This is a genomic window from Hyphomicrobium sp. (assembly GCF_019744875.1).
Classification (GTDB): domain Bacteria; phylum Pseudomonadota; class Alphaproteobacteria; order Rhizobiales; family Hyphomicrobiaceae; genus Hyphomicrobium_C.
This window is the reverse complement of the sequence record NZ_JAIETU010000005.1, coordinates 131152-156247: the sequence shown is the minus strand read 5'-3', so window position 1 is coordinate 156247 and position 25096 is coordinate 131152. Positions and strand designations below refer to the sequence as shown.

The 25096-nt window shown below is 66.3% G+C and carries 19 protein-coding genes; 5 read left to right on the top strand and 14 right to left on the bottom strand.

Annotated features, from left to right (window positions below; translation table 11 throughout):
• The 5 genes from addB to ahcY all read right to left on the bottom strand — a co-directional run bounded on the left by addB (position 1) and on the right by ahcY (position 9858).
• On the bottom strand, positions 1 to 3180 hold the full coding sequence (gene addB, locus K2Y42_RS10830) for a double-strand break repair protein AddB (protein WP_291152197.1): 3180 nt from the start codon (positions 3178 to 3180) through the stop codon (positions 1 to 3).
• Positions 3181 to 3340: 160 nt separating this feature from the next.
• Complete coding sequence (locus tag K2Y42_RS10825; protein ID WP_291152194.1) at positions 3341 to 4069, bottom strand: nucleotidyltransferase family protein; 729 nt, start codon at positions 4067 to 4069, stop codon at positions 3341 to 3343.
• Positions 4066 to 5778 carry a tRNA (adenosine(37)-N6)-threonylcarbamoyltransferase complex ATPase subunit type 1 TsaE gene (gene tsaE / locus K2Y42_RS10820; protein ID WP_291152192.1) on the bottom strand — a complete coding sequence of 571 codons (1713 nt, stop codon included), beginning with the start codon at positions 5776 to 5778 and terminating at the stop codon, positions 4066 to 4068. Before tsaE ends, K2Y42_RS10825 begins: the two co-directional genes overlap by 4 nt.
• Positions 5714 to 8197: a PAS domain-containing sensor histidine kinase gene (locus tag K2Y42_RS10815; protein ID WP_291152190.1), complete on the bottom strand. Its 2484-nt coding sequence runs from the start codon at positions 8195 to 8197 to the stop codon at positions 5714 to 5716. Before K2Y42_RS10815 ends, tsaE begins: the two co-directional genes overlap by 65 nt.
• A 263-nt stretch (positions 8198 to 8460) precedes the next feature.
• Positions 8461 to 9858, bottom strand: coding sequence for an adenosylhomocysteinase (gene ahcY / locus K2Y42_RS10810; RefSeq protein WP_291152188.1), 1398 nt, complete (start codon positions 9856 to 9858; stop codon positions 8461 to 8463).
• Positions 9859 to 10199: 341 nt separating this feature from the next.
• Between ahcY and K2Y42_RS10805 the strand changes: the two genes are divergently transcribed.
• A complete protein-coding gene (locus K2Y42_RS10805; protein WP_291152186.1) occupies positions 10200 to 12485 on the top strand; it encodes a TonB-dependent receptor in 2286 nt (761 codons plus the stop codon).
• Positions 12486 to 12604: 119 nt separating this feature from the next.
• Positions 12605 to 13864 (top strand): zinc metallochaperone GTPase ZigA, encoded by a 1260-nt coding sequence (gene zigA / locus K2Y42_RS10800; RefSeq protein ID WP_291152184.1) that lies wholly within the window; start codon positions 12605 to 12607, stop codon positions 13862 to 13864.
• Positions 13865 to 13904: 40 nt separating this feature from the next.
• Here zigA and K2Y42_RS10795 read toward each other — a convergent pair whose 3' ends face one another.
• The 5 genes from K2Y42_RS10795 to lgt form a co-directional block, all read right to left on the bottom strand.
• On the bottom strand, positions 13905 to 14837 hold the full coding sequence (locus K2Y42_RS10795) for a ribose-phosphate pyrophosphokinase (RefSeq protein ID WP_291154015.1): 933 nt from the start codon (positions 14835 to 14837) through the stop codon (positions 13905 to 13907).
• A 185-nt stretch (positions 14838 to 15022) separates the two neighbouring features.
• Positions 15023 to 16108 carry a hypothetical protein gene (locus K2Y42_RS10790; protein WP_291152181.1) on the bottom strand — a complete coding sequence of 362 codons (1086 nt, stop codon included), beginning with the start codon at positions 16106 to 16108 and terminating at the stop codon, positions 15023 to 15025.
• 204 nt (positions 16109 to 16312) lie between these two features.
• Positions 16313 to 17086, bottom strand: coding sequence for a peptidoglycan editing factor PgeF (gene pgeF, locus K2Y42_RS10785; RefSeq protein WP_291152179.1), 774 nt, complete (start codon positions 17084 to 17086; stop codon positions 16313 to 16315).
• 75 nt (positions 17087 to 17161) lie between these two features.
• Positions 17162 to 18286 carry an SAM-dependent methyltransferase gene (locus tag K2Y42_RS10780; RefSeq protein ID WP_291152175.1) on the bottom strand — a complete coding sequence of 375 codons (1125 nt, stop codon included), beginning with the start codon at positions 18284 to 18286 and terminating at the stop codon, positions 17162 to 17164.
• Complete coding sequence (gene lgt, locus K2Y42_RS10775) at positions 18283 to 19134, bottom strand: prolipoprotein diacylglyceryl transferase (RefSeq protein ID WP_291152173.1); 852 nt, start codon at positions 19132 to 19134, stop codon at positions 18283 to 18285. The genes K2Y42_RS10780 and lgt overlap by 4 nt, the downstream gene beginning before the upstream one ends.
• Positions 19135 to 19376: 242 nt before the next feature.
• Between lgt and K2Y42_RS10770 the strand changes: the two genes are divergently transcribed.
• From K2Y42_RS10770 to proC, 3 genes are all read left to right on the top strand, one after another.
• A complete protein-coding gene (locus tag K2Y42_RS10770) occupies positions 19377 to 19649 on the top strand; it encodes an accessory factor UbiK family protein (RefSeq protein ID WP_291152171.1) in 273 nt (90 codons plus the stop codon).
• Between the two features lie 299 nt (positions 19650 to 19948).
• Positions 19949 to 20446, top strand: a complete 498-nt coding sequence (locus tag K2Y42_RS10765; RefSeq protein ID WP_291152168.1) for a YbjN domain-containing protein — start codon at positions 19949 to 19951, stop codon at positions 20444 to 20446.
• A 61-nt stretch (positions 20447 to 20507) separates the two neighbouring features.
• Complete coding sequence (gene proC / locus K2Y42_RS10760; RefSeq protein WP_291152165.1) at positions 20508 to 21332, top strand: pyrroline-5-carboxylate reductase; 825 nt, start codon at positions 20508 to 20510, stop codon at positions 21330 to 21332.
• A gap of 384 nt (positions 21333 to 21716) precedes the next feature.
• On the opposite strand, the gene K2Y42_RS10755 is transcribed toward proC, so the two are convergent.
• From K2Y42_RS10755 to K2Y42_RS10740, 4 genes are all read right to left on the bottom strand, one after another.
• Positions 21717 to 21998: a hypothetical protein gene (locus K2Y42_RS10755; RefSeq protein WP_291152162.1), complete on the bottom strand. Its 282-nt coding sequence runs from the start codon at positions 21996 to 21998 to the stop codon at positions 21717 to 21719.
• A gap of 200 nt (positions 21999 to 22198) precedes the next feature.
• Positions 22199 to 23638, bottom strand: coding sequence for an ATP-binding protein (locus K2Y42_RS10750; protein WP_291152159.1), 1440 nt, complete (start codon positions 23636 to 23638; stop codon positions 22199 to 22201).
• A gap of 2 nt (positions 23639 to 23640) precedes the next feature.
• Complete coding sequence (locus tag K2Y42_RS10745; RefSeq protein ID WP_291152156.1) at positions 23641 to 24366, bottom strand: response regulator transcription factor; 726 nt, start codon at positions 24364 to 24366, stop codon at positions 23641 to 23643.
• Positions 24363 to 24941, bottom strand: coding sequence for a MarR family transcriptional regulator (locus K2Y42_RS10740; RefSeq protein ID WP_291152153.1), 579 nt, complete (start codon positions 24939 to 24941; stop codon positions 24363 to 24365). Before K2Y42_RS10740 ends, K2Y42_RS10745 begins: the two co-directional genes overlap by 4 nt.
• Positions 24942 to 25096 lie beyond the last annotated feature (155 nt).

Sequence of the window (25096 nt, the reverse complement as noted above, 5' to 3'; positions counted from 1 at the left end):
TCAAGCCTCCTCGCTGAGCGATGCGCCGGACGACCATTCGGCCACCCGCGCCAGGTGCGCGTAGTCATCGTAATCGTAGCCGAAGCGCGCGCGCCGTACGGGCCGATAGGGCGTGCGCACGTCGTCGAAGCGCGCAACGAGGCGCTTGAGGCCATCCAGCGTCTCGGCCGCGAGCGCCGCGATGTCGCGGCTTTTCACGTCGCGCTCGTCGCCCGGCGGCTCACCGCCCGAGGCGCGGATGTAGCGCAGCGTCGCCACGGGACGCTTGGCGATTTTGTCGAACCCGAGATCAGGGTCGAGCGCGATCGCCGCTTCGAGCGGCAACTGCGGCGCGACACCCGCCATCACCTTTGAATCGGGCGGTGGCGAGCCGGTCTTGTAGTCGGAGATGACGAGCACGTCGTCGCCGATGTCGATGCGGTCGGCGCGCGCCGTGAGCGTGAAGGGCCCGGCGGGCGCGGCGAACACCAGCACGCCCGAGACTTCGGCGGCCACCCTGCGGATGTCCTCGCGCCGCCGTGGCTCAGTCGCGGCAAACCAGGCCGCGAAGCGCTCGAAGCGCGGGATCCAGAATGCCGCGATGCGCGGGTGCGCCGCGTAGGAGTCGAGCGAAGCCCGCGCGAACTGAACCAGCTCCCGCTCGATGTCGCGGGGCAAGGTGTCGGGATACGTCTTCGCGAATTCCGAAAGCGCGTCGTGAATGATGCTGCCGCGCAAGGAAGGCCCGGGTTGCTGGCCGAGCGGATCGAGCGGTTCGAGCCCCAGCACCTCGCGCGCGAAAATGGCGTAGGGATTGCCAATCCAGGTTTCGATGCGCGAGACCGAAAGCTTGCGCGGCCGCTGGGATACGGCCGGCCTCGGCTCGGGGACGGGAAGACGCGGCACGGCCGCCACCGCATCGCGGCGGCGCGCCCAGGCCAGCCACGGCAGGCGCGGTTCGAGCGCGTTGGCCTGTCCCATGCCGTCGAGCAGCGCCTTGAGGCGCAAAAGCCAGCGCGACGGCACGGTCGGCACGCCGTCCTTCTTTTCGGCGCGCGTCAGGATCACTTCGGGCGCGGCCAGCAGCGTTGCGAAATCGTGCGCGGACTGGCCGATCTTCTCCTCGGGCGACGGCAAGCCGAGCGCTTCGCGCATCGGCCGGTTGAGCCACGCGCCGGGATCGGAAGACTTCGGCCACGTGCCGTCGTTGAGAGACCCGAGCACGACCACATCGGTCTGCTGCAGGCGCGCTTCGAACGGACCCCAGATGAACAGGCGCGGATGCACCGGGCCGCGCGGGCGCACCGTTTCGGTGGACGCAAGGCTGCGATAGAGATCCGCGTAGTCGGCCGCCTTGAGATCCACTTCGGGCAGATGCTCGTCGATGAGGCTGGCGAGGAAGCGCGCCGCGGTTACGCCCGCTTCGTCACGCCACAGCGGGCTTTCATCCTCTGCAGCGTCCCAGTTTTCCGGCAGCCGCGCCACCGCCTCGGCCACAGTCGTGTGCGCGCGCGCCACATCCCGCAGCGTCGTCGTGTCTGCGCTGTCGTAGACGGCGACGAGCGGGCCGAATGCCTGCCTCAGGCGCGCAAGCAGATCCCGCGCCCCTTGCCAGTCCTCGGTCCACAGCCGCTTGACGGCCGCATGTGCACGCTCGCGGCGACCTAGCGCAGCGGCGGCCTTTTCGAATGCGGCCTCGATGCCGTCCAGGCCGTCGCCGAGATACGGCGCGCGGAACGTTGTGAGTTCGAGCGCTCGCGCCGCGCGTCGTGCAGCAAATGGATCGAGGCCGAGACGCGTCAGCGGATGCTTGAGCAAGGCCACCACGTCTGCCGGCGCAAAGCGCGAGGATACCGCGTTGATGACGAGATCCAGAAACGCGCCCGGCGGTGTCTTGATGAGCGGCCGTCCAGCCGAGTCGTCGACCTTGATGCCCCAAGCTTCGAGACGGATCGCAACGCGCCGCGCGAGCAGCCGGTCGGGCGATACGAGCGCCGCCGTACGGCCCGGCGTTTCCGCCGCCTCGCGCAGAATGAACGCAATTGCTTCCGCTTCGTCCTGCGCGGTCGGCGCTTCGATGAGGCTGAGACCCGACGGCGCGCTTGCCGAAGGATTGGCGCGCGCAGCCGCGGCAAACGTTTCCCAACGCTCCGTCGTGCCGGCCGGACGCATGGTCTCCGCCACCAGCCGATTGCGGGCGCGCACCTGTGGCGACGGCCGCCCGCCGAGCGATGCGACATCCGCGCGCGCGCAGCCGAGCGCGTCGAGCAGCATCTTGAGGCCGTACTGCGGATGCTCGGGATGGCGATCCTTGGATGCGCTCGACGACGCGCTGAACGACGCATTTGATCCAATGGCGTCCCAGCTTTCCGCATCGAGCTCCGTGTCGAGCGCCGGCAACACGATGGCGCCGTTCGGTAGCCGCGCGACCGCGCGCATCAGCTCCACTGTCGCCGGGATCGAACCCGTGACGCCCGCGACAATCACCGGGGCGTTCGGCGGCGACAGCGTGAGGCGTTCAGCCTCAGCGCGGATCACGGCATTGCGGCGCGCGGCGGGCGAGATCAAACCCTGCTCGGCCAGATGCGCGGGCCAGTAAGCGGTGACGATCTCGAGGAACGTCAGCGTCTTCTGCCAGTGCTCGGAGAACGTCTCCGGCACGAGCTTGGCAAGACCGTCGAGAGAGACGTTCTCCGTCTCGACCATGTCCATGAGGTTGGCGAGTTCCTTGGCCAGCACCGCGGCCTGGGCGGGCGTGCTGGCGCCTGCGGCCGCGAACGGCTCTCCGTCGCTCTCGGCGCCGCGCGCCGCATGCATCGCCTCCGTCCAGCGGCGGATGAGGCTCGTCAGCACGAGACGGCGGTCGAGTTCGCCGATGGCGGGCGCGATAGCGAGGCCCGATGTCGTCTCGCTCCGCGCAGCGCCCGCGATGAGTGACAGGTCCTCCTCGCCTTCCGAGATCGGCACGATCTTTGGCAGCAGCAGCGCGCGCCCGCCCGCGACGCGCAGAAACGCATCTTGCAGCGCGCGCGTGGCGCGCCGCGTCGGCAGGTAGAGCGTCACGCGGGCGAGGTCGAGCGCCGTCGGCGCAGGGCCTCCCTCAGCGGGCAGGCGGCCGTCCAGCAGCGCCGAAGCAAGGCTCTCCAGAAACGGACGCCCGGCTTCCACGGTATAGATGTTGGCGCGAGCCGTCGGCGTCATGGGCGGGCGATGCTCCGGGACATGCGGCCGGGTGTGTGGCCGCAGTTGAACAACCATCCGGGAGCCATGCGCGTGCGCAGCTAAATCCGGAGCCCAGGGCGTGCGTCGCCAACGCGGGAAAACGCGATCGAGTGTCCCGTATAGCCTGCAAATGAAGCGCTTAGACGGCGGCGGACCGGTCTATCCACTGTTCCGCGTCCTGCACCGACTGCGGCGTGCCGACATGCATCCAGGAGCCGTCCAGACGAAGCCCGAACAGGCGCCCGCGCGCGATGGCGCGGTCCCACAGCAGGTTGAGCGAGAACGGCCCCTCGGGCGCGCCCGCGAACAGGCGGGGATGGGCAATCGAGACGCCCGTGAACACGAACGGCTGCTCGCGCCGCTCGCCGGGGCGCGCCAGCAGGCCGTCCGGCGCCATGGAAAAATCTCCGTGGCCGTCATAGCCCATGCTCGTTGCGCCGAGCGCCAGCAGCATGAGGCTGTCCATGCGGTCGGGGTCGAATTCCGCGATCAGCCGGGCGATGTTCGAGCTGACGCCCTCGATCCAGACCGAATCGGAATTGTGGATCACGAACGGACCGTCGCCGAGCAGCGGCAGCGCGCGCGCCACTCCGCCGCCGGTATCCAGGATGGCGTCGCGCTCGTCGGAAATCACAATCGAAGGCCGCCGCGTGCGGCTGGCGAGATGCGTTTCCAGCATGTCGCCCAGGTAGTGCACGTTGACGACGGCGCGCGTGATGCCCCCGGCGGCCAGCCGGTCCAGCACATGGTCGATCAGCGGTTTGCCCTTGAGGGGCACGAGGGGTTTCGGCATCGCGTCGGTCAATGGCCGCATGCGTTTGCCGAATCCGGCCGCAAGCACCATGGCCGTCGTCACAGGGTGGGTCATGTAGGGGAACTCTTGAGGGTCGGGATGTTGAGCGGCACCTCGCGGATCGCCTGCGGGAAATGCGCATCGAACCAGCGGGAGAGCGCGGCAAGCTCCGGATGGGCGAGCCCGCGCGCCAGATAGCCCCATATGCGAGGGATGTGACGCAAATACGCGCGCTTTCCGTCGCGGGCGGCGAGACGCGCGAATATCCCGAGAATCTTGGTGTTGCGCTGGACGCCGAGCGCCGCATAGGCGAACTGAAACCGCCCCGCATCGAACCCGGGCTCAACGGCCCCGCGCATGCGCAGATAGTAGGCGAGCAGCTTGTGCTCGAGCTTGTCCGGCACGTCGAGGCGCGCATCCTGCAGCAGCGATACGAGATCGTAGGCGAGCGATCCCTTGAGCGCGTCCTGGAAGTCCAATAGCCCCGCGCGCTGATAGCCCTCTCGCTCGGGCAGCCAGACCAGGTTGGGGGAATGATAGTCGCGCAGCACCCAGCCCGCGGGCTCGCCGTCGAGGCGGTCGAACACCGAGCTCCACGCCGCGTCGAAGTCTGCGCGGACGTCAGACGGGATCGGCCCGCCATGCACCGCCGGCCAGTACCACTCGGGCAGCAGGTCCACTTCGATGCCCAGCACGTCGCGATCCTGCGCGGGCACGCGGTGCACCTCGCCGTTCGGAAGCGGGATGGCGTCCGGCACGGGGATCGTGCCGAGCACCAGCAGCGCTTCGGTCGCGGCCCGCCACAGCTCTTCCTGGGATGCGCCCGCCGCGAGCTCCGCCCCGTACACGCGGTCGCCAAAGTCTTCGAGCACGAGGAATCCGTTGTCGAGATCGGCGGCGAAAATCTCCGGCGCGCTGAGATTGCAGCCGCGCAAGGCCGATGCGACGGCCACGAACGGGCGCACGTCCTCCGCAAGTCCTGCGATGCGGCTGTAAGGGCGTCCATCACGGATCGGCGGGCCGTCCGGCTGGCGCGGCTGGTCCATCAGGATCGCGCTCTGGAATTCCCCTCCCCCCACGGCTCCTGCTCCTCCCCCCTCGTGGGGGAGGCCGGGAGGGGGGGACTCACGACCGTCAATTGTCGGGCTTCCCCCCACCCCACAAGGGGCAGGGGAAGAGGTCGCGAGCCGCGCATACGCGCGCGCAGAAGCGTCGCCCTGCAGGTAGGCGCTCGTCGCGCGGGCCCACTCGGGCTCACCATCGAGAAAGCGCGACATCTGTTCGATGCGGCCGAGCCGCTTGGCCCAGGATCCCGATGCTGAGAAGCGGATCGTGCGCAGGTCGGGCTCAGAGCCTTGCGTGAAATGGATGTCGAGACGCGCCGACGCACGCAGGTTCGGCGCCCGCTCCGGCCATTCGATGATTGCCGCGCCGTGGGTCAGGATTTCGTCGAGCCCGAGTTCGTCGAGTTCGTCCTCGCCCGCAAGCCGGTAGAGATCGAGATGCGCGACCTCGAAACGAGGCGCTGGGTAAACCTGGACGAGGGAAAACGTCGGGCTCGGGATTTCGGCCGCCGGATCGGCGAGCAGCGCGCGGATGAGCGCGCGCGCGAACGTTGTTTTGCCGGCCCCGAGATCGCCCGAGAGCGCGACCACATCGCCAGGCGCGAGCTTCAGCGCGATGCGCTGCGCAAGCAGGCCTGCTGCGCTTTCCGAGGCGTCAGTTACGCGCCAATCGTGCTGCGGCAGGGTGTGTTGCGTCGGATCCGGTGCTGGTGGGGACATTCACGTTCTCTTCCAAGCCGCGTTCGGGGAAGCGTACCGTGACCTTGGTTCCTCTTCCAGGCTCGCTGTCGAGCACGGTGTCGCCCCCGTGGAGGTCGACGAGGCTCTTGACAATGGAAAGTCCGAGGCCCGCCCCGCGATGCTTGGAGCCCTGGCTGCGGCTTTCGAAGCGCTCGAAAATGCGCTGCTGCTGGTCTTTCGGGATGCCGACGCCCTGATCCTCGACCATGAACACCATCTGGCCGTCTTCCCGCCAGCACGAGAGGTGCACGACACCCTCGGGTTTCGAGAAGCCAACGGCGTTCGAAAGCAGGTTTTGCAGCACCTGCCGCACCCGCTGCGCATCGGCGAGAAACGTCGTCGCGTCGTCGGCGATGGCGATGTCGAGGGTCAGGCGCGCATGCGCCGCCCGTTCGCGCACGCTCACGATGGCCTGGTCGATGACGGCCCGCACGTTCACCGGCTCCAACGTCAGTTCGAGCCCGCCCGCGTCGATGGTCGCGAGATCCAAGATGTCGTCGATGATGGCGAGCAGCGTCTTGGACGAGAACGAGATGTCTTCCAGGTATTCCCGCTGGCGCCCCGTCAATGCGCCGAAGATCGGGTTCGCCAGCAGCTCGCTGAAGCCGATGATGTTCGTCAGCGGCGTGCGCAGCTCATAGGAAATATGGCTGATGAACTGGTTCTTGAGCTTGTCCGCCGTGATGAGGGCTTCGTTGCGCTCGATCAGCGCGCGCTCGTAGCGCTTGGAATCCGTCACGTCGACGAACGTCAGCAGCGTGCCGCCGTCGGGCAGTGGCGTGACGGCGTAGTCGATCACGCTCTGGTCCGGCCGCAGCATCTGCCCTTCGAGCGCCTCGCGATCCTCGAACGAGGTCACGGCGCTCTTGATTTCGATCCACATGCTTTCGCCGCCGTGCAGCGCCTGCGTGATGGAGATGAAATCCTCGATGTGCGGGCTCTCGTCGTCCAGCTTCTTCGGCGAAAGCTTCCAGATCGCGGCGAACGACGAGTTGTGCAGCTTGAGGCGGCCGTCGGTACCGAACACGGCGACGCCTTCCTTGAGGCTGTCGAGCGTCTCGCGCTGCACGCCGATGAGGGCATTGTAGTCGCTCTCGAGCGCGAGGCGTTCCGTCTCGTCCTTGTAGAGGTAGGTCACGCCGCCGTCCGGCCGCTGCGCCGCCATCACGTGCACGACGCGCCCGTCCGGCAGATGCCACCAGTCCTCGTGTTCGCTCTCTTCCTTGTAGGCCCTGAGCAGGCGCGACTTCCACTCGCGATAGTTCACGACTTCAGGCAGACGTCCACGCTCACGCAGACGGTCCAGCACCGCCCCGTCGCCGGGCGAGGTCGCAAGCCAGTCCGCATCGAGCTTCCAGAGCTTCAGATACGCCGCATTGAAGAACGTGAGCTTCTGCTCGGAGTTGAAGATCGCAACCGCGGTCGCCACGCGATCGAGCGTGCGGTCGTAGGCCGCCACCTGGCGATCGAGCTCGCCCTTGGCGGATTCGAGATCGGCAACGTCGATGGCCGCGCCCGCCGTTGCGTCTCCGAGCGGCAGCACGGTCACGGCGTGCACCTTGCGCTCCGAGCCGATGACGAGGGGAATGCGGTCGTTGTAGGTCTGGCCCGACTTGAGCGCGCGCGCCACGATCTTGCGCTGGCGCGACTCCAACAGCGCGATCTGGCCGTCGATCACCTCGGCTTCGCTTTCCGCGTCGACCGCCTTGACGTAGGCGCTGTTGACCCACGTCAGCCGGTCGGATGCGTCGCTGAGCCAGGCCGGATGCGGCAGCGCGCTGAGCAGCGCCCGGCTGGATCGCACGTCGCGCGCCAGGCGCATGTGCTGGTCGAGAATGACCGAAAGGTCGCGCTTGTAGCCCGCGACATCCTTGAAGCGCAGCACTGCGCGTGCGCCGGCCGCCCGTCCGTCCGCCTCGATGTGCCCGCCGGCCGCCGTCTTGAGGATGAGGTTGAAGGCTCGCCCCTCGGACAGCAATCCGTCGAGCGCGGACTTGAGCGCCGCCGTGCTCTTCTGATCGAGCCAGAAATTGAAGCGCACGAGCTCGATGGCGTTGCCCGGCAGTCCCGGCACGCCGTTGAGCGTATTGGTGACGACCGAAAAGCCGCGCCCCTGCTCCCAATGCATGAGCACCTGCGGCTCGGACTTGATCAGGGCTTCCGCGGCCGCGAGCTGACGGCGCAGGTCGCGCGCCTCGTCCTGGGCGCGGCGCGCCTGCGTGCGCATGGAGGTGATGGTCTGGTAGAGGAGGTAGATCGTGCCGGCGCCGCCCGCGGCCACGAGCGCGGCGAGCAGCCACGTTCCGCCCGGCAGGCCGCCGGATTCGATCAGCCTGCGGCCGGATGCCAGCGTGGCGGTCAGCACGGCAACGCACGCGAGGCTCGCTAGCACGAGCATGGCGATCTCGACTCGCGTGTTCTGCCGCTCTGGTGTGGGGCTTCTGATTGGCTTTGATCCCGGAATTCGGCGGTGTCGTCGAAATGAATAACGGCACGAACGCGCGCGCATGAACTGGCAGCCGGACGTGGCGTCGGCCGTGCGAATCGCTGTCGAATTATGGGGAGCTTCTGGGACCGATGCCAGTCCCGCCGGGGCACAGTGGTGCCTCTCCCCGCCGACGCGGCCCCGCGGCCACGATCAGCGGGGAGAGGAAAGTCGTCTTAGTAGCGGTAGTGCTCGGGCTTGAACGGGCCGTTGACCGGCACGCCGATGTAGTCAGCCTGGTCGGGGCGCAGCTTGGTGAGCTTCACGCCGAGCTTCTCGAGGTGCAGCGCCGCGACCTTCTCGTCGAGAACCTTGGGCAGCGTGTAGACCTTCTTCTCGTACTTACCAGGGTTCGCCCACAGATCGATCTGCGCCAGCGTCTGGTTGGAGAACGACGAGCTCATCACGAACGACGGATGGCCCATCGCGTTGCCGAGGTTCACGAGGCGGCCTTCCGACAGCAGAATGATGCGGTTGCCCGACGGGAACTCGATCTCGTCCACCTGCGGTTTGATGTTGGCCCACTTGAAGTTCTTGAGGCCCGCGACCTGGATCTCGTTGTCGAAGTGGCCGATGTTGCAGACGATGGCGCGGTCCTTCATCTGGCGCATGTGATCGACGGTGATGATGTCCTTGTTGCCGGTCGCCGTGACGTAGATGTCGGCGCGGCTGAAGGCGTCTTCGATGGTCGCGACTTCATAGCCTTCCATCGAGGCCTGCAGTGCGCAGATCGGATCGACTTCCGAGACGATCACGCGCGCGCCGGCCTGGCGCAGCGAGGCGGCCGAGCCCTTGCCGACGTCGCCGAAGCCCGCAACGAACGCCACCTTGCCGGCGAGCATCACGTCGGTGCCGCGGCGGATGGCGTCCACCAGTGATTCACGGCAGCCGTAGAGGTTGTCGAACTTCGACTTGGTGACGCTGTCGTTGACGTTGATGGCGGGGAACAAGAGCTTGCCCTGCTCGGCGAGCTTGTAGAGACGGTGCACGCCCGTGGTGGTTTCTTCCGATACGCCGCGGATCGACTTGGCCGCCTCGGCGAACCAGCCCTTGGGCTTGTCCTTGAGCAGGCGCTTGATGAGAGCGAAGAAGATCTCCTCTTCCTCGGAGCCCGGCTTGTCGAGGAAGGCGGTGTCGCCCTGCTCGGCCGTCAGGCCGTGGTGGATGAGCATGGTGGCGTCGCCGCCGTCATCCAGGATCATGTTCGGGAAGCCGCCGCCGTGCCAGTCGAACAGCTTTGCGGTGAAGTCCCAGTATTCGACCAGCGTCTCGCCCTTGAACGCGAACACCGGCGTGCCGGCCTTGGCGATGGCGGCTGCGGCGTGGTCCTGGGTCGAGAAGATGTTGCACGACACCCAGCGGACGTCAGCGCCGAGCGCCTTGAGCGTCTCGATCAGCACGGCGGTCTGAATGGTCATGTGCAGCGAGCCGGCGATGCGCGCGCCCTTGAGGGGCTGGCTGGGGCCGTATTCGGCGCGGATGGCCATCAGGCCGGGCATTTCCGTTTCCGCGAGATCGATCTCCTTGCGGCCGAAATCCGCGAGCGAAATGTCTTTGACGATGTAGTCGGTCATTGGGGCCTCATGTGCGCGCGTTTGCCGGGAGCGATGGCGCCCGGCCCGAGAGTCGGCCCTCGTATAGCGTCGCAGACCGCACGCCGCAATAAGATATAAACAAGTCCTTATGTCTTCTGCGTATGGGCGGCACAGCGCCTGGAATGCGCGGCTTGAGCCGCCAATTTCCGGCGTTCATGAAGGCCCGAGAGTCCCCTGTCAGCGCGCAATATCAGAGCGCATGTCCAGCCCGTGTCGCCGAATCAGCGCCGGTTGTGATAAAATCCAAAACAGTATTGCCAGCGTCGAATGCGGCTGCTAGTACGGATAATATAACATCCGTTAGCGGCGAGGGGACTGGGATGCGGAGCAAGGTACATGGGCGCAAGACGCGCGCGGCGGGGATCGCTTGCGCGACCGCGGCGCTGACCTCGGGCGTGCTTCTGGCAGCCCCGGGCAGCCGTGCGCAGGAGCAGCCCTCGGTCCAGGAGCTGCCGCCGGTCGAAGTGACGACCTCGAGCCCGGTGGTGAAGGCCAAATCCCGGCCGAAGAAGAACGCGTCGGCAGGAGCTGCAACTCAAGCATCGCCGGCGGCCGAGCAGGTCGCGGTTCCGCCCGGCACGGTTCTGGACGACCACGCGTTCGTCGCGGTCACCACCGTGACGGACAGCGAGATCGCGGCCTCCAACGGGCCGACCCTCACCGATGCGCTCGCAAACGAGCCCGGCATCTCGTCCACGTCGTTCGCGCCCGGTGCCAATCGGCCGATCATCCGCGGTCTCGACAGCTACCGCGTCCGCACCCAGGAGGACGGCATCGGCACGCACGACGTCGCGGCGATCTCGGAAGATCACGCCGTGCCGATCGATCCGAACTCCGCCGACAGGGTCGAGGTCGTGCGCGGCCCGGCAACGCTGCGCTACGGCTCGCAGGCTATCGGCGGCGTCGTTGCTGTAGAGAACGAGCGCATTCCAACTTTCGCGCCGAAAGGCGGCGTGAGCGGCGTGGTGCGCGGCGGCCTGACGTCGGTCGATGACAGCGCGGATGGCTCATTTGCCGTCACGGCCGGCACGCCCAACGGCATCGTCGTGCACGCGGACGGGTTCGCGCGCAACGCCGAGGACTACGACACGCCGCGCGGCCGTGAGCTGAACTCGTTCGTCGACAGCAAGGGCGGCTCCTTCGGCGTGTCGCGCGTCGGCCCCGACGGTTTCATCGGCGTGGCCTTTGCCCATATCGAAAGCCTGTACGGCATTCCTGGCGACGAGGCGCGCGAAGGCGTCGTGCCGCGCATCGATATGGAGCAGCAGAAGGTGCTCGCCCGCGGCGAATGGCGCGTTCGCGACTACGGCCTCGAAGCCGTGCGGTTCTGGTTCGGCGCATCCAACTACGCGCACGACGAGCTCGCGATCCACGATCCGGGGGTCGAAAACGAATTCGAAATCGGCTCGCGGTTTACGAACAAGGAGCAGGAAGCGCGCGTCGAGCTGCAGCATCTTCCGGTCGGCACCGTTGTAGGCGAATTGACGGGTGCGTTCGGCGCGCAATGGGGCAGCCGTGATACGCGCGGCCAGAGCTTCGAAGGGGAATCGCTGCTCGAGCCCGTCTCGACCGACAGCGTCGCCGCATTCTGGTTCGAGGAGCTGAGCCTCAGCCCAACGATGAAGCTCCAGGCCGCCGCCCGCATCGAGCATTCATCGGTGGATGGGCAAGGCTGGGACGCATTCACGGAAGACCCGGGCGATCCGGATCACTTCCTGCCGAGCACCTTTACAGGTGAACGCAGCTTCACGCCGACCAGCGCCAGCCTTGGCCTGCTGCAGGCGCTTCCCTTCCAGACCGTCGGGCGCCTGACCGGCCAATACGTCGAGCGTGCACCCGATGCGGCCGAGCTGTTCTCAAAGGGCATGCACGAGGCGACCGGCACGTTCGAGGTCGGCAACCCGTTCCTCGATGTCGAACGCGCAACCACGCTCGAAGCTGGCTTGAAGCGGTCGACGGGCGCTTTCCGCTTCGACGCCTCGGTCTACTACACGCGCTACAACGGCTTCATCTACCGCCAGCTCACGGACCGCGAATGCGACGGCGCTCCCGAGGCCGGAGGCGAATTCCACTGCGAGGTTGCGGGTGGAGGCGGCGGCGGAGGCGGCCACGCGCACGAAGCTTTCGACCTCGTTCACTTCCAGCAGCGCGACGCACGCTTCTACGGCATGGAGGTCGCGGGCCAGTATGACGTCGCACCGATCTGGAACGGCGTTTGGGGCATCGACGGGCAGTACGACTTCGTCAATGCCGAGTTCGAGAACGGCGAGAACGTGCCGCGCATTCCTCCGCATCGGCTCGGCGGTGGTCTCTACTACCGCGACGCCAACTGGTCCGCGCGGGTCGGCGTTCTGCACGCCTTCGATCAGAACCGGATCGGCTTGGAAGAGATTGCCACGCCCGGTTACACGCTTGTCTCCGCCGAAGTGACCTACACCTACCAGAGCGCGGACGGCGGCGTGTCGGCCCCGGTCTACACCATCGGTCTCAAGGGCGAGAACCTGGCCGATGACGAGGTGCTCAATCACGCCTCGTTCAAGCGGCGCGAAGACGTCCTCGGACCCGGCGCTAGCGTGCGCCTGTTCGGTTCCGTCAAGTTGAACTGAGCGACACATCACACGAGCAGAGGCCGTGCGTGGCTGGACCGCGCATGCACGGCCATGCGTGAACGCGCGCCCTTTCGCGCAACCCAAATGACCCCAGACACCTCCAGGAGCCCCCCCCAATGGACAGCAAGCTTGCGGAGCACATCAAGAGCAACCCGGCCCGCCAGGATCATCGCCTGCCGGTCACGGTACTTTCGGGATTTCTCGGCGCCGGTAAAACGACGCTGCTCAATTACGTCCTGAACAATCGCGACGGCCTCAAGGTCGCGGTCATCGTCAACGACATGAGCGAGGTGAACATCGACGCCGGGCTCGTCGAAAAGGGCGGCGCCAACCTCTCGCGCACGGACGAGACGCTGGTCGAGATGTCGAACGGCTGCATCTGCTGCACGCTTCGCGACGATCTCTTGAGCGAGGTGCGCCGCCTCGCCGAAGAACGCCGCTTCGACTACCTTCTGATCGAATCCACCGGCATCGCCGAACCGCTTCCCGTCGCCACCACCTTCGAGTTCCGCGACGAGAACGGCTTCAGCCTGTCGGATGTCGCTCGCCTGGACACGATGGTGACGGTGGTCGATGCGGCCCACCTCCTTCAGAACTATGCCTCGCAGGATTTTCTCGAAGACCGCGGCGAGCGCGCGTCCGAGGACGACGAGCGGCCCCTGGTGCAGCTTCTGGTCGAGCAGATCGAGTTTGCCGACGTCATCGTGCTGAACAAGATCGACATCGCAACGCCTGAGCAGATTGCCACCGCGTGGGCGATCATCCGCGCCCTCAACGCCGATGCCCGCGTGATCCAGGCGTCCAACGCGCGCGTGGACGCAGCCGATATTCTCGATACCGGCCTGTTCGATTTCGACACCGCCCATCGCCATCCGACGTGGTTCAAGGAGCTCAACGGCTTCAAGGATCATCATCCCGAGACCGAGGAATACGGCATATCGAGCTTCGTCTACCGCGCACGCGCGCCGTTTGAGCCGGCCAAGCTGCATGCGTTCTTCAACACGTCCTGGCCGGGCGTGATCCGCGCAAAAGGCTTCTTCTGGCTCGCGACGCGCCCGCAATGGGTGGGCGAGCTTGCGCAGGCGGGCGCCGTGGTGCGCCATGAGGCCATCGGCTACTGGTGGGCGGCGGTGCCGAAGAAGAACTGGCCCAACGACGAGCACATGGTGTCACGCATCAAGGGCGCCTGGCACAAGCAGTGGGGCGATCGTCGTCAGGAGATCGTGTTCATCGGCACGCGCGAGATGGACGAGGCTGCGATACGCCGCGAGCTGGATGCTTGTCTGGTGACGGTGCCCGAAGGCGCCAAGCCCGACCCAGTCTTGTGGTCCGAGCTGCCGGATCCGTTTCCGCCGTGGCGTCGCGAAGCCGCGTAGGCGGCAAAGCTTCGCGGCAGGGCAGCAGCGGGCAGGGGCTTCAGTAGAATAGGCTCGACACGCTTTCCTCGCGCGACGTGCGCAGGATGGCTTCTCCGAGCAGCGGCGCTATCGACAGCACGCGAATGTTGCGCGCGGCCTGCACGGCGGCGGTCGGCAGGATCGAATCCGTGATGACGAGCGACTTCAGTCGCGAGTTCTGGATGCGCGACACCGCCCCGCCCGAAAGCACGCCGTGCGTGACGTAGCACATGACGTCGGTGGCGCCCTTCTCGAGCAGCGCGTCGGCCGCGTTCACGATGGTGCCGCCGCTGTCCACGATGTCGTCGATCAGGATGCACTGCTTGCCGTCCACGTCGCCGATCACGTTCATGACCTCGGACTCGCCCGGCCGCTCGCGGCGCTTGTCGCAGATCGCGATCGGCACGTCGATCCGCTTGGCCAGCGCGCGTGCGCGCACCACGCCGCCGACGTCCGGCGAGACGACGACGAGGTTCTTCGTGTCGTGATGCTCCTGGATGTCGCGCACCATGACGGGCGCGGCGAACAGGTTGTCGGTCGGGATGTCGAAGAAGCCCTGGATCTGGCCGGCATGCAGGTCGACCGTCAGAACGCGGTCGACGCCGGCGCGCTCGATGAGGTTGGCGACCAGCTTGGCCGAGATGGGCGTGCGCGGGCCGGGCTTCCGGTCCTGGCGCGCATATCCGAAATAGGGGATCACGGCGGTGATGCGGCGCGCAGACGAGCGCTTCAACGCATCGATGAGGATCAGGAGTTCCATTAGGTTGTCGTTGGCGGGGAACGACGTCGACTGGATCACGAACGCGTCCTGGCCGCGCACGTTCTCCTGGATCTCGACGAACACTTCCATGTCCGCAAAGCGCTTCACCTGCGACTTCGCAGGCGCGACCTTGAGATACTGGGCGATGGCATCAGCCAGTGGCCGGTTGCTGTTTCCGGCTACGATCTTCATAGTCTGGCCGCCTCTGCCCATGCCGTCACGTGCATCGAATGGCATCGAGTGTCCTCATACGTCCCTTCGATGGCGCGCGTTCTAACGCGCGAGCCCGGGTGTGTAAACCACCCGGGCTCGGCATGTTTAGCAGACTCTGTTGATGTGTTGCCGCGGTCCAACGAGTGTGGCCGCGGCGTCATGCGTCAGTTGACCTTCGTCTGAGGGATGAGCTTCAGGATTCCCTGAGCTGCTGCCGAGGCCGCAGCATCGGCGGTCTTGCCCCAGGCTCCGTCCAGAGACCCCTGCGGAATCTCGTTCTTTTGAGAAACCGTGCCGAGCTTCTTGCCCTTGGGATCCTTAACGTCCCAGTCGATCTGGATCGGCTGCTTGCCGTTGGCGCCCTGGCCGACCACGACCTTGCCCTCGACCCGGTAGGTCTGATCGGAGGGCGCGGCCGTCAGCGCGATGCCGCTGCGCGTCAATTCGCGCTGGATGGCGGACGTGAGAGCCACGCTGCCGTCGCCCGGTGCGCCGACGACGCTCGGCACCATGGCGTTCACCGCGCCGGACCGCTCGATGCTGCCGGTCGTGGGACCGCCTGCGGCCGAGGGAGGTGCGATGGAAGCCGAGGGCGGCGGTGCCATCTGGCCGCCCGTCACGACGGCAGACGTCTGCACGGCGCCGGCTGCGGCGTTCGAGACATGCGTGTTGGCCTGTGCGCCAGCCGAAGCCATGGCCCCGCCGGCGGTCTGCGTCGGCAGCCAAGTGGCGAGCGAGCCCGCCGTCTTGCTGGAAATGGTGTCGACCACCTGCGGCGTCACAGCGGCCCAGGGATCCTTCGACTGCGCGCCGGAGAGAACCTCTTCACCGGTAATGCGGTTCACGCGCTTGCCGGCCGGGTCGGTCACGTCCCAGATGTAGGAAACCTTCGTGCGGCCCTTTTCGCGAGCCGAAACGACATAGCCGCGCACGGTGTATTCGGCGGTGTCGGTCGGCGCCTTCGCGACGGTGATCCGCTGGCCCTCGATCGCGGTCGCAAGCTGCGCCTGGAGCTGCTTGGCCACCGTGTCGGGAGCGCCGATCACGGGCGCGATTGCGATCTTCGCGGACTGCGCGACCGGGGTCGCCCCGCCATTCGTGCTGATCGAAGTGCCGGGATCGCTGGCTGCCGGGAACAGGCTCGCGCCCGTCTCGCATCCGCCGAGGCCGAAACCCATCAAGGTTGCGAACACTGCGAACACGATGGACTTGTTTCCACGCCATGTCGCAGCAGCATCAATGGTCGTCACGATGACGTCCCCCTATGAATGATCCGCTGTAACCCGGCGGCCGGCGTACATACTTTGCGGCCATCCACTCCCGAACTTTTGCCGGTACCCACTATCGAGTCCTGTAACTACACGACTGCGGTGCGTCCAGACGGAATCGAGGTGAAAACGGTTTCGTGGCTAATTCTATCCGCAACATCCACAGCGAGACTGTGGATTTTGCAGTTAGGCCACAACAATGGCGGAGATTTGGCGCCCGTAATCGGGCTCTTTTCGATGCGTAGAGCGTCGAAAGCTGAAGAACATCGATTCGTTCTCATAGGTGCACGGCGATTCGCGCTCGGCATGATGAATGCCGAGCTTGCCGAGCCGGTCCATCACGAACGCGGGCAGGTCGAAATGGGGCTTGGTTTTGCCCTTGGGAACCGCGAAGAACCGTTTGTTTTCGGCCGAGGCAGCTTCGAACTCGGCCACGAATTCGGGGCCTACTTCATACGACTTCTGACTGATTGCCGGCCCCAGGGCCGCGAAAATCCGTGACCGCTCAGCGCCCTGGCTTTCCATCGCGGCGACGGTGGCCTCGAGCACGCCGCCGATCGCCCCGCGCCAGCCCGCGTGCGCGCACGCCACCACACCCGCCTCGGGGTCCGCGAACAACACCGGCGCACAGTCCGCGGTGAGAACACCGATGGCGAGGCCCCGCGTGCGCGTGACGAGCGCGTCCGCCTTGGGCAGGCTCTCGCGCGGCGCGAGCGCATTAACCACGTGCACGTCGGCGCTGTGCACCTGATAGATCGTCTGCACGTCGTCGTGGAAGCTGCCGAGGTGCTGCGCCACCCGCGCGCGGTTCTCGATCACCGCCACCGGATCGTCTTTCGAGCCCGCGCCACAATTGAGGCTCGCATAGAGCCCGCGCGATCGTCCGCCCTGCCGCGTGAAGAAGCCGTGCCGGATGCCGGGGAGGATGGAAAGACTGTCGGCCTGAATGGGGCTCAGCATGAAGGCTCGCTGTCGTTGGGGCCAAAGTCCTTGGGATCAAGTCTCGAAACGCGGTTCGTCTCGCGTCGCTTCGATTTAGGCAAGACCAGGTAGAGGCGCAAGCTCCGCCGACCGCACGCCGAGCGCGAGAAAGCGTGCGCCCATGCCGGTGGGCGCCAGCAGCCTTTGCACGCCCGCTTCCACAGCGCCCGCCTTGTCCGGATTGACCGACATCAGGCGCGAGGCACGCTCGACGATGCCGAGCCGCCCCAGGAACTCGGCTTGCGGAACCGGACCATCCACCGCGAGCCCGGCCCCCTGGCATCGGCCTGCGAAGCTCTGAAAGTCGACCTGCGCCGAAAGATCGGTTTCGCCCGGAGCATCGAGAGGCGAGGCATAGCGATGCCCGGCAACGCCCTGCAGCGTGTCACCGAAGCCTGAGGCCGCGTGTCCGTAGTCGATGAACAGCGCTGCGAGCGGCGCGAACCCCGCCCGCGTCCGGAGCGCAGAGGCGAGCGCATCGATGGCCGGCGAAAACTCGAAGATGTCGCCCTCGGCCGGTCGCAGGGTGTCCGGCGCCGGATGAGGCTCAACCACTGAACGCAAGTCAGGCTCGAAGCAAAGGCCCGCCTGCGCCGCGTCGAGCACGACCAGACGCCTGCGCCAGGCGCCGCCCGCGAACTGCACCTGCTCGACGGGCATCGCGTCGAGAAACTCGTTGGCGAGCACGAGCGTCGGCTCGCTGGCAATCCGAGAAGGAAGAAGCAACGCGTCGCAAGCGTCGGCATGAAAGTGGAGCGCCACGCCGCAGTCCGCCAGCGCCGCCTGCTGCAGGTCGCGAAGCGTTTCGTTCCGGTCGACGAGATGCACATCCAGCGCGTCGCGAAAGCCCGGCACGATCCGCGCCGCCCGCAACGCATCGCGCATCAGCGTGCCGCGCCCGGGTCCGAGCTCGACGAGGTTGAGCCGCTTGGGCGAACCCATCTGCTGCCAGACGACGGCGCACCACAGCCCGATCAATTCGCCGAACACCTGGCTGATTTCCGGCGCCGTGACGAAATCCCCGCCCGCGCCGATCGCGGGCCGACGGCGGTAGTAGCCGTGTTCCGGGTCGGTGAGGCACGCCGCCATGAAGCCGGCGACGCTCATCGGCCCGTCACGGCGGATGAGCGTCTTGATCTTGGCCCCGAGCGCCGTTTCGGATCGTGGCGCCTCCGTCATCGTACGCCGGGCGTCGCCTCCTGGCGCGCGCGCCAGATGAGGTAGAGCCCGCCCAGAAGCATCGGCAGCGAATAGATCTGCCCGGCCGTCAGCGGCCCGATGTTGAGCGCGTGATGGATGTGCGGCTCGCGGAAGATCTCGCCGAACGAGCGCGCCAGCGCATAGCCGGTGAGGAACGTGCCCGTCACGAGGCCCGGCGATTTGAGCGCGCCGAACGAATGCGTGAGCAGCCGGATGATGGCGAACAGCACGAGGCCTTCGAGCGCGGCTTCATAGAGCTGGCTCGGATGGCGCGTCGCGGGCTCGACGTCGGGATGCAGGTAGCGCGCGTGCGGAAACACCATCGCCCACGGCACGTCGGACACGCGGCCGAACAGCTCGCCGTTGATGAAGTTCGCGATGCGCCCGAAGAAGATGCCGAGCGGCACCGCCGCCGTGCCGAGATCCATGGCGCTGAGCGCGCTGACGCCGTTGCGGCGGCCGAACAGCCAGACCGAGAACGCGCAGCCCGCGAGCGCGCCGTGGAAGCTCATGCCGCCCTTCCAGACCGCCAGGATGTCGGCGGGCGCGGCGAGATAGGTGGCGGGTTCGTACAGCAGCACGTAGCCGAGGCGCCCGCCGAGCACCACGCCGAGCGTGATGTAGAGCAGGAGATCGTCCACCTTCGCCACGCTGAACGGAGGCGTGTTGTTGCGCCAGAGAGTGGGTTGGCTCAGAAGGCGGCGAATGTAGATCCAGCCGATGACCAGTCCGGCCAGATAGGAGAGCCCGTACCACTTGATGGCGAATGGCCCAATCGAGAGGGCGACCGGATCGAAATCCGGAAAAGTCAGCGCGAAAATCGTCATGGTGTTTGCGCCCTTTAGCTCTTATCGGGTCACCCCGAGAACCGGGTGGAATGGCGGCGGGACGCTGCCGGGTCTCAGGAAGCGAGTCAAGCTCTGGCACATGGGGCCCATCGCCCGTAAGACAGCCGCGGCGCTTGAACGGAGCCGCCCGAGCCACCATAGTCCGCCCTATCTCCCTTGAGGATGTCGCCATGGCCGCGCACGTGCGGCGTGAGCGCCCACCACGACGTGAAGGACACCCGATGACCCAGACCTCCAACCGCCTGCTCGATGAAGTCGCCAAGCTGATGACCGACGCGGCGGGTGCGGCCCAAGGCGTTCGCCGCGAGGTCGAGGGCGTCATGCGCGGGCAGGCCGAGCGGATGCTGCAGTCGATGGACATCGTCAAGCGCGAAGAGTTCGAGGCCGTCAAGGCGATGGCGGAAAAAGCTCGCGCCGAGAATGAACGTCTCGAGGGCCTCGTCTCGGCACTCCAAGCCCGCCTCGCCGCGCTCGAGGCGGCCTCCAAAATCTGACCTTCGCACCCGCTTGGTTTCGTGATTTGCGCACACCCGCGCATTTGCGCGCGCGTGTCGAGCGCTAAGCGCCGCGTGTCCACACCGGCGACGCCCACGGTGGTGAAAAAGTCTCGAAATTACAGATGCTCGTGGACAAGAGCGCCTTCGGCTTGCGACTCGCACGCCCCTCTGTTTTCGTCCCCGCGACTGAGGACAACCGGGTATTTGCCCCATTCCCGACATGGGAAGACGTGCAGGTGTCGGCGAAACAGGGCGCACGCAGCACCGGCTGTCGCGCGAGGTTTGAAGGAGCCAGGATGGCATCGTCCGAGAAGGCCTACGAGCGTGTGATCCATCCGATCGATTTGGTGGAGCAGCTTGCGGTCACCTACGACTGGGCGACCGATCGCCAAGGCGACGACGAACTGACGCTGGTCGTCGGCGGCAATTGGACGGACTACCATGTCTCGCTGAACTGGCGCGACGACCTCGAAGCCCTGCATCTCGCATGCGCCTTCGACTTCCGCGTTCCCGAGCAGCGCCTCAACGAAATGTATCGCCTGATCGCCCAGATCAACGAGCAGCTCTGGCTCGGCCACTTCGACCTGTGGACCCAGGAAGGCCTCGTCATGTTCCGCCACGCGCTGCTGCTCAACGGCGCGGTGGTCACGCCCGCCCAGTGCGAGGCGATCCTCAAGGCGGCGCTCGAGTCGTGCGAGCGCTACTACCAGGCCTTCCAGTTCGTCGTCTGGGCGGGTAAGGAAAGCCGAGAAGCTCTCGTGTCGACCATGTTCCAGACCGAGGGCCAAGCCTGAGGCCGGCGGAGCTGGGCCATTCGGGTGCCCATCCCCTTCGCTCCGCATCAGGTTGACAGCCATGGCATTTACATTCGACGGGCCGCTTCTTTTGGTGGGAGCGGGCAAGATGGGCGGCGCCATGCTCGAGGGCTGGATCGCCCGCGGGCTCGACCCGTCCCGCATCCGCGTGCAGGATCCCGCCCCGCCCCCGGAAATCGCCGCGCTGCTGTCGCGTTTGGGCGTCGTCGCGGAACCTGTTATCGGTGAGATGCGCGAGCCGCCCGGCGTCATCGTGGTGGCGGTCAAGCCTCAGCTCATGGATGCGGTCTTCCCCTCCGTCGCGCGCCTTTCTGGTCCCGGCACGCTGACGGTCTCGATCGCGGCCGGCCGCACGCTGGCGAGCTTTGAACAGCATCTGCCTGCACGCGCCGCCATTGTTCGCGCCATGCCCAATACGCCCGCAGCCATTGGCCGGGGCATCACCGCCTGCGCGCCCAACCCGCATGTAACTGCTGACGGCCGCGCGACATGCGAAGCGCTGATGGCAGCAGTGGGTGAGGTGGTGTGGGTGGATAGCGAGGCCGCCATGGACGCCGTGACTGCGGTCTCAGGCTCGGGCCCTGCCTATGTGTTCCTGCTGGCCGAGTGCCTGGAGAAGGCTGCCATCGCGGCCGGGCTCGATCCCGCGCTCTCGAGGCGTCTTGCGCGCGCGACGGTCTCGGGCTCGGGCGAGCTTCTGGCACGCTCCGACCTGGACGCGTCCGTCCTGCGCCAGAACGTGACCTCGCCCAACGGCACCACGGCCGCAGCGCTGGCGGTGCTGATGGCGGAAGGCGGCGTCGAGGATCTGATGAAGAAGGCCGTCTTGGCGGGTGAGGGGCGCAGCCGCGAGCTGGCGAAGTGATCATGGCGGGTCACACGACCCATACTCGCGGCTACGTATCCTCATTCGAACCCGGCGCGCCCGAAGGGTGAGCACCGGATCCCTGCGATCTCGATACGGGGCGATCTGGCCGACAAGGAGGAGAGCCGGTTTCGATCACGCGCGCCGTATTGAGTTTCACGACCGTTGGGCAGGTGGCGGTCCCGCTTTCCGGCTAGCTTGAGCTTCGACGCCGCTGCAAGTGCAGCATCACCCTCGCTGATCAAGTTATGCTATACTGTTACAGTTGATGCAACGCGGCATTTTTCCCGATCACGGACTTGTGTAAGCGCCAGGATCAGCCACGAAAAAGCGGGCCACGCCGAAGCGAGCCCGCTGAAATAATTACGAAAAAGCCTAAGCGGCTTAGTGCGATGCGCGCGGCGTGATATCGCCCAGAATGCCGGTTTTCGGGTCGCAGACGACTTCGTAATCGAGGCCGTTCGTGCGCAGCACGAAGCGCAGAACAGAGCGCCCGTCGGGCGCGGTTTCAGTCGTGTGGCCCATGCTCGCGCCCATCGCATCGACGTTTTTCGTGCAGGCGTCGGCATTTGGCGTTTCCTGCGAAACGGGCGTCGCGGCCGAGGCGGGGCCGGCCAAAACGAGCGCAACGGCGGTCGCCAGGGAGGCTGTGATTGCTCGGATCATGTTCGTTAGGTCCTTCCGATGCGGGACGGTTTCCCGTCCGGTCAGGAAATAACGTTACAAAATCGAGTGGTACAAAGTAACTCAAGTTCGCGTGAAGGCCGCGTTCCCCTGAGACGTGTTCCCGTGAAGGGACTGAAGTTCCACGAAGAACGCGCGCGGCCCGGCGCTTGCGGCCAGAAAGGGCGAGCTGAGGCCTACCGCTAGAGCGGAACGGAGATGATGGCCCTGAGCCCGCCCATCGAGCTTTCGCCGAGCGTGATGTCCCCGCCGTGGCTCTTGACGATGTCGCGCGCGATGGCGAGGCCGAGCCCGCTGTTGCCGTCGTTCTGATTGCGCGACCGGTCGATGCGGTAGAACGGCTTGAACACGTTGGCGCGCTCGGACACGGGAATGCCCGGCCCGTTGTCATCCACCTCGACGCGCAGCCACTGGCCTTCCGTCGCGGCGCGAATGACGATTTGGTCGCCGTAGCGCACCGCATTCGACACCAGGTTGGTGATCGCCCGTTTGAAGGCCTGGCGCTTCAGCGGCAGAACGATGTCGCCACGGCGCTTGCGCAGCTTGAGCTCGATCGACGTGCCGTAGACCTGCGCCTCCTCGTGCACGTCTTCGAGCAGCTCGGTGAGGTTCGTGGGCGTGGCTTCCTCGCCGCCGTCGCCGCGCGCGAAGGCGAGATAGTCTTCGAGCATATGCTGCATCTCGTCGACGTCGTCCTTCAGCGACTGCACGTCCGGGCTCTCGCCCATGAACGCGAGTTCGAGCTTGAAGCGGGTCAGCACCGTGCGGAGGTCGTGGCTGACGCCGGCCAGCATGGTCGTGCGCTGCTCGACATGCTGGCGGATGCGGTTGCGCATCTCGATGAAGGCCGCCGCCGCCTGCCGCACCTCGCGCGCGCCGCGCGGCTGGAAATCGTCCGGCACCGGCCGTCCCTTGCCGAACGCGTCCACCGCCTCCGCCAGCCGCAGAATGGGCCGGATCTGGTTGCGCAGAAACAGAATGGCGACGGTGAGCAGGATGACAGACGAGCCCACCATCCAGAGCAGGAAGATATGCGAGTTCGATGCATACGTTTGCGTGCGCACGGCCAGGAAGCGGAGAATGGCGTCGACGTGCTGCACGCGGATTTCGACGTGGCGGGACTGGCCGACGGTATCGATCCAGAACGGCCGTTTCACCTGGCGCGAAATCTCGCGCGAGAGCGCCCGGTCGAGCAGGTCGAAGAACGGCTTCTGGCGCGCTTCCGGCAGGTCTCCCGGCGACAGGATCTGCATCGACAGGTTCAGGCGGTCGCGCGCGATGCGGATGATCTCGTCGTATTCGTTGGGCGTGGACGCCTCGTAGATGTCGATCAGGGCTGCGATGTCGCGCGCGGTCGTCTCCGACAGGCGGCGCGTCACGTTCTGCCAGTGCCGTTCCATGAACACGAAGGCGATCACGCCTTCGAGCACCACGATCGGCGCGATGATGATGATGAGCGCGCGGGCATAGAGGCCCTTCGGCATCATCTCCGCGAGCACGCTGAGGAAGCCGCGGTGGATCACCTTGAGGCGCTGGGCCGCCGGCGCCGACGCCCCCGTGAGCGAGCGGAATGCGCGGGCTGCTTTGTTCGATGCGCTGTTGAAGGGGCCGAGCAGGTCCACGACTAATCAGTGTACAGAATGTACCCTTTGCCGCGCACGGTCTGGAGATAGACCGGGTTGGAAGGGTCGGTTTCGATTTTCCGGCGCAGGCGGTTGATCTGCACGTCGATGGCGCGATCGTTTCCGGTCGTATCCTCCGTCGCCAGCTCATGCCGCTGGATCGGCAAGCCGCGCTTCTGCGCGAACTGGCGCAGCAGGTCGCGCTCGCGCTCCGTCAGCTTCACCGTCTCGTCGTTGCGGCGCAGCTCGCCGCGCGCGATGTGGAACACGAACGTGCCCATGCGCACCTCGTCCGATTGCGGCTGCGCAGGCGCGAGCGGCACGCCCTGGCTGCGGCGCAGGATGTTGCGCAGCCGCAGCAGAAGCTCCCGCGGCTCGAAAGGCTTCGGAATGTAATCCTCGACGCCGATTTCGAGGCCCTCGATGCGCTGCTCGGGCTCGGCGCGCGCCGTCAGCATGCAGATCGGAATGTCGCGCTCGCGCTTGATGATGCGCGCCAGCTCGAGCCCGCTGATGCCGGGCATCATCACGTCGAGCAGCACGATGTCGAAGTCGAGGCCCCGGAGCGAGGCCTGCGCCATCTCGGCGTCGGCCGCCGTCGTGACGCGGAAACCCTGTGTGAAGAGGTAGCGCGCGAGCAGGTCGCGGATCTTGAGGTCGTCGTCGACGATCAGCACGTGCGGCGCGTCGTCGGGCAAGGGCTCCGCGCGTTGACCGGATAGCGTCATGTCCCGTCCTTTCCGCCGCTCTCGCCGTCCGTCGCCGATGCGCGAACCAGGGCCTTCACCTGATCGCGATCCTCTGGGGAGATCATGGCGAGCAGGAACTTCTTGGTCGCCGCTTCCGCTTCGGGCCCCACGGCGGCCAGGGCTTCGTCCACCCGTTGCACCTGGAGCGCCATCAGCCGGTCGGCCAGGCGCGTCCCCTTGCTGGTCAGGTAAAGCAACCGTTCGCGGCGGTCCTCAGCTCCCGCACGTTGGACGATAAATCCGTCGCCAATGAGCTGCTTGAGAACCCGCGCGAGCGATTGCTTGGTGATCTTCAGAATGTCGAGAAGGTTGGCAACTCTGAGGCCGGGATTGCGGCTGACGAAATGCAGCACCCTATGGTGCGCCCGCCCGAACCCGAATTGATCCAAAACGGCGTCCGCGTCCCCCGTGAAGTCGCGGTAGGCGAAAAACAACAGCTCCACGTGGGCGATCAGGCTATCGCGCGGCTTTCCGGGCGCGGACTGGCCCTCGGCCGCCGCGGCAGAGGAGCCGTTGCGCAGGTTTGCGGAGGGGTCGCGAGTTATGTCAGCCATGTTGACATATTTGAAGCCCATTGATACGTCTTGCAAGTCATTTCAAGCGGCCCCCGCGCCGCCGAGCGCAACGCTCCGTTCTTTCCGCATTTGGCCCCGCCCCGTCACGCTACGAGTGACCTGCCGCGTGACGTTACGGAAATCAGGAGCCGAAC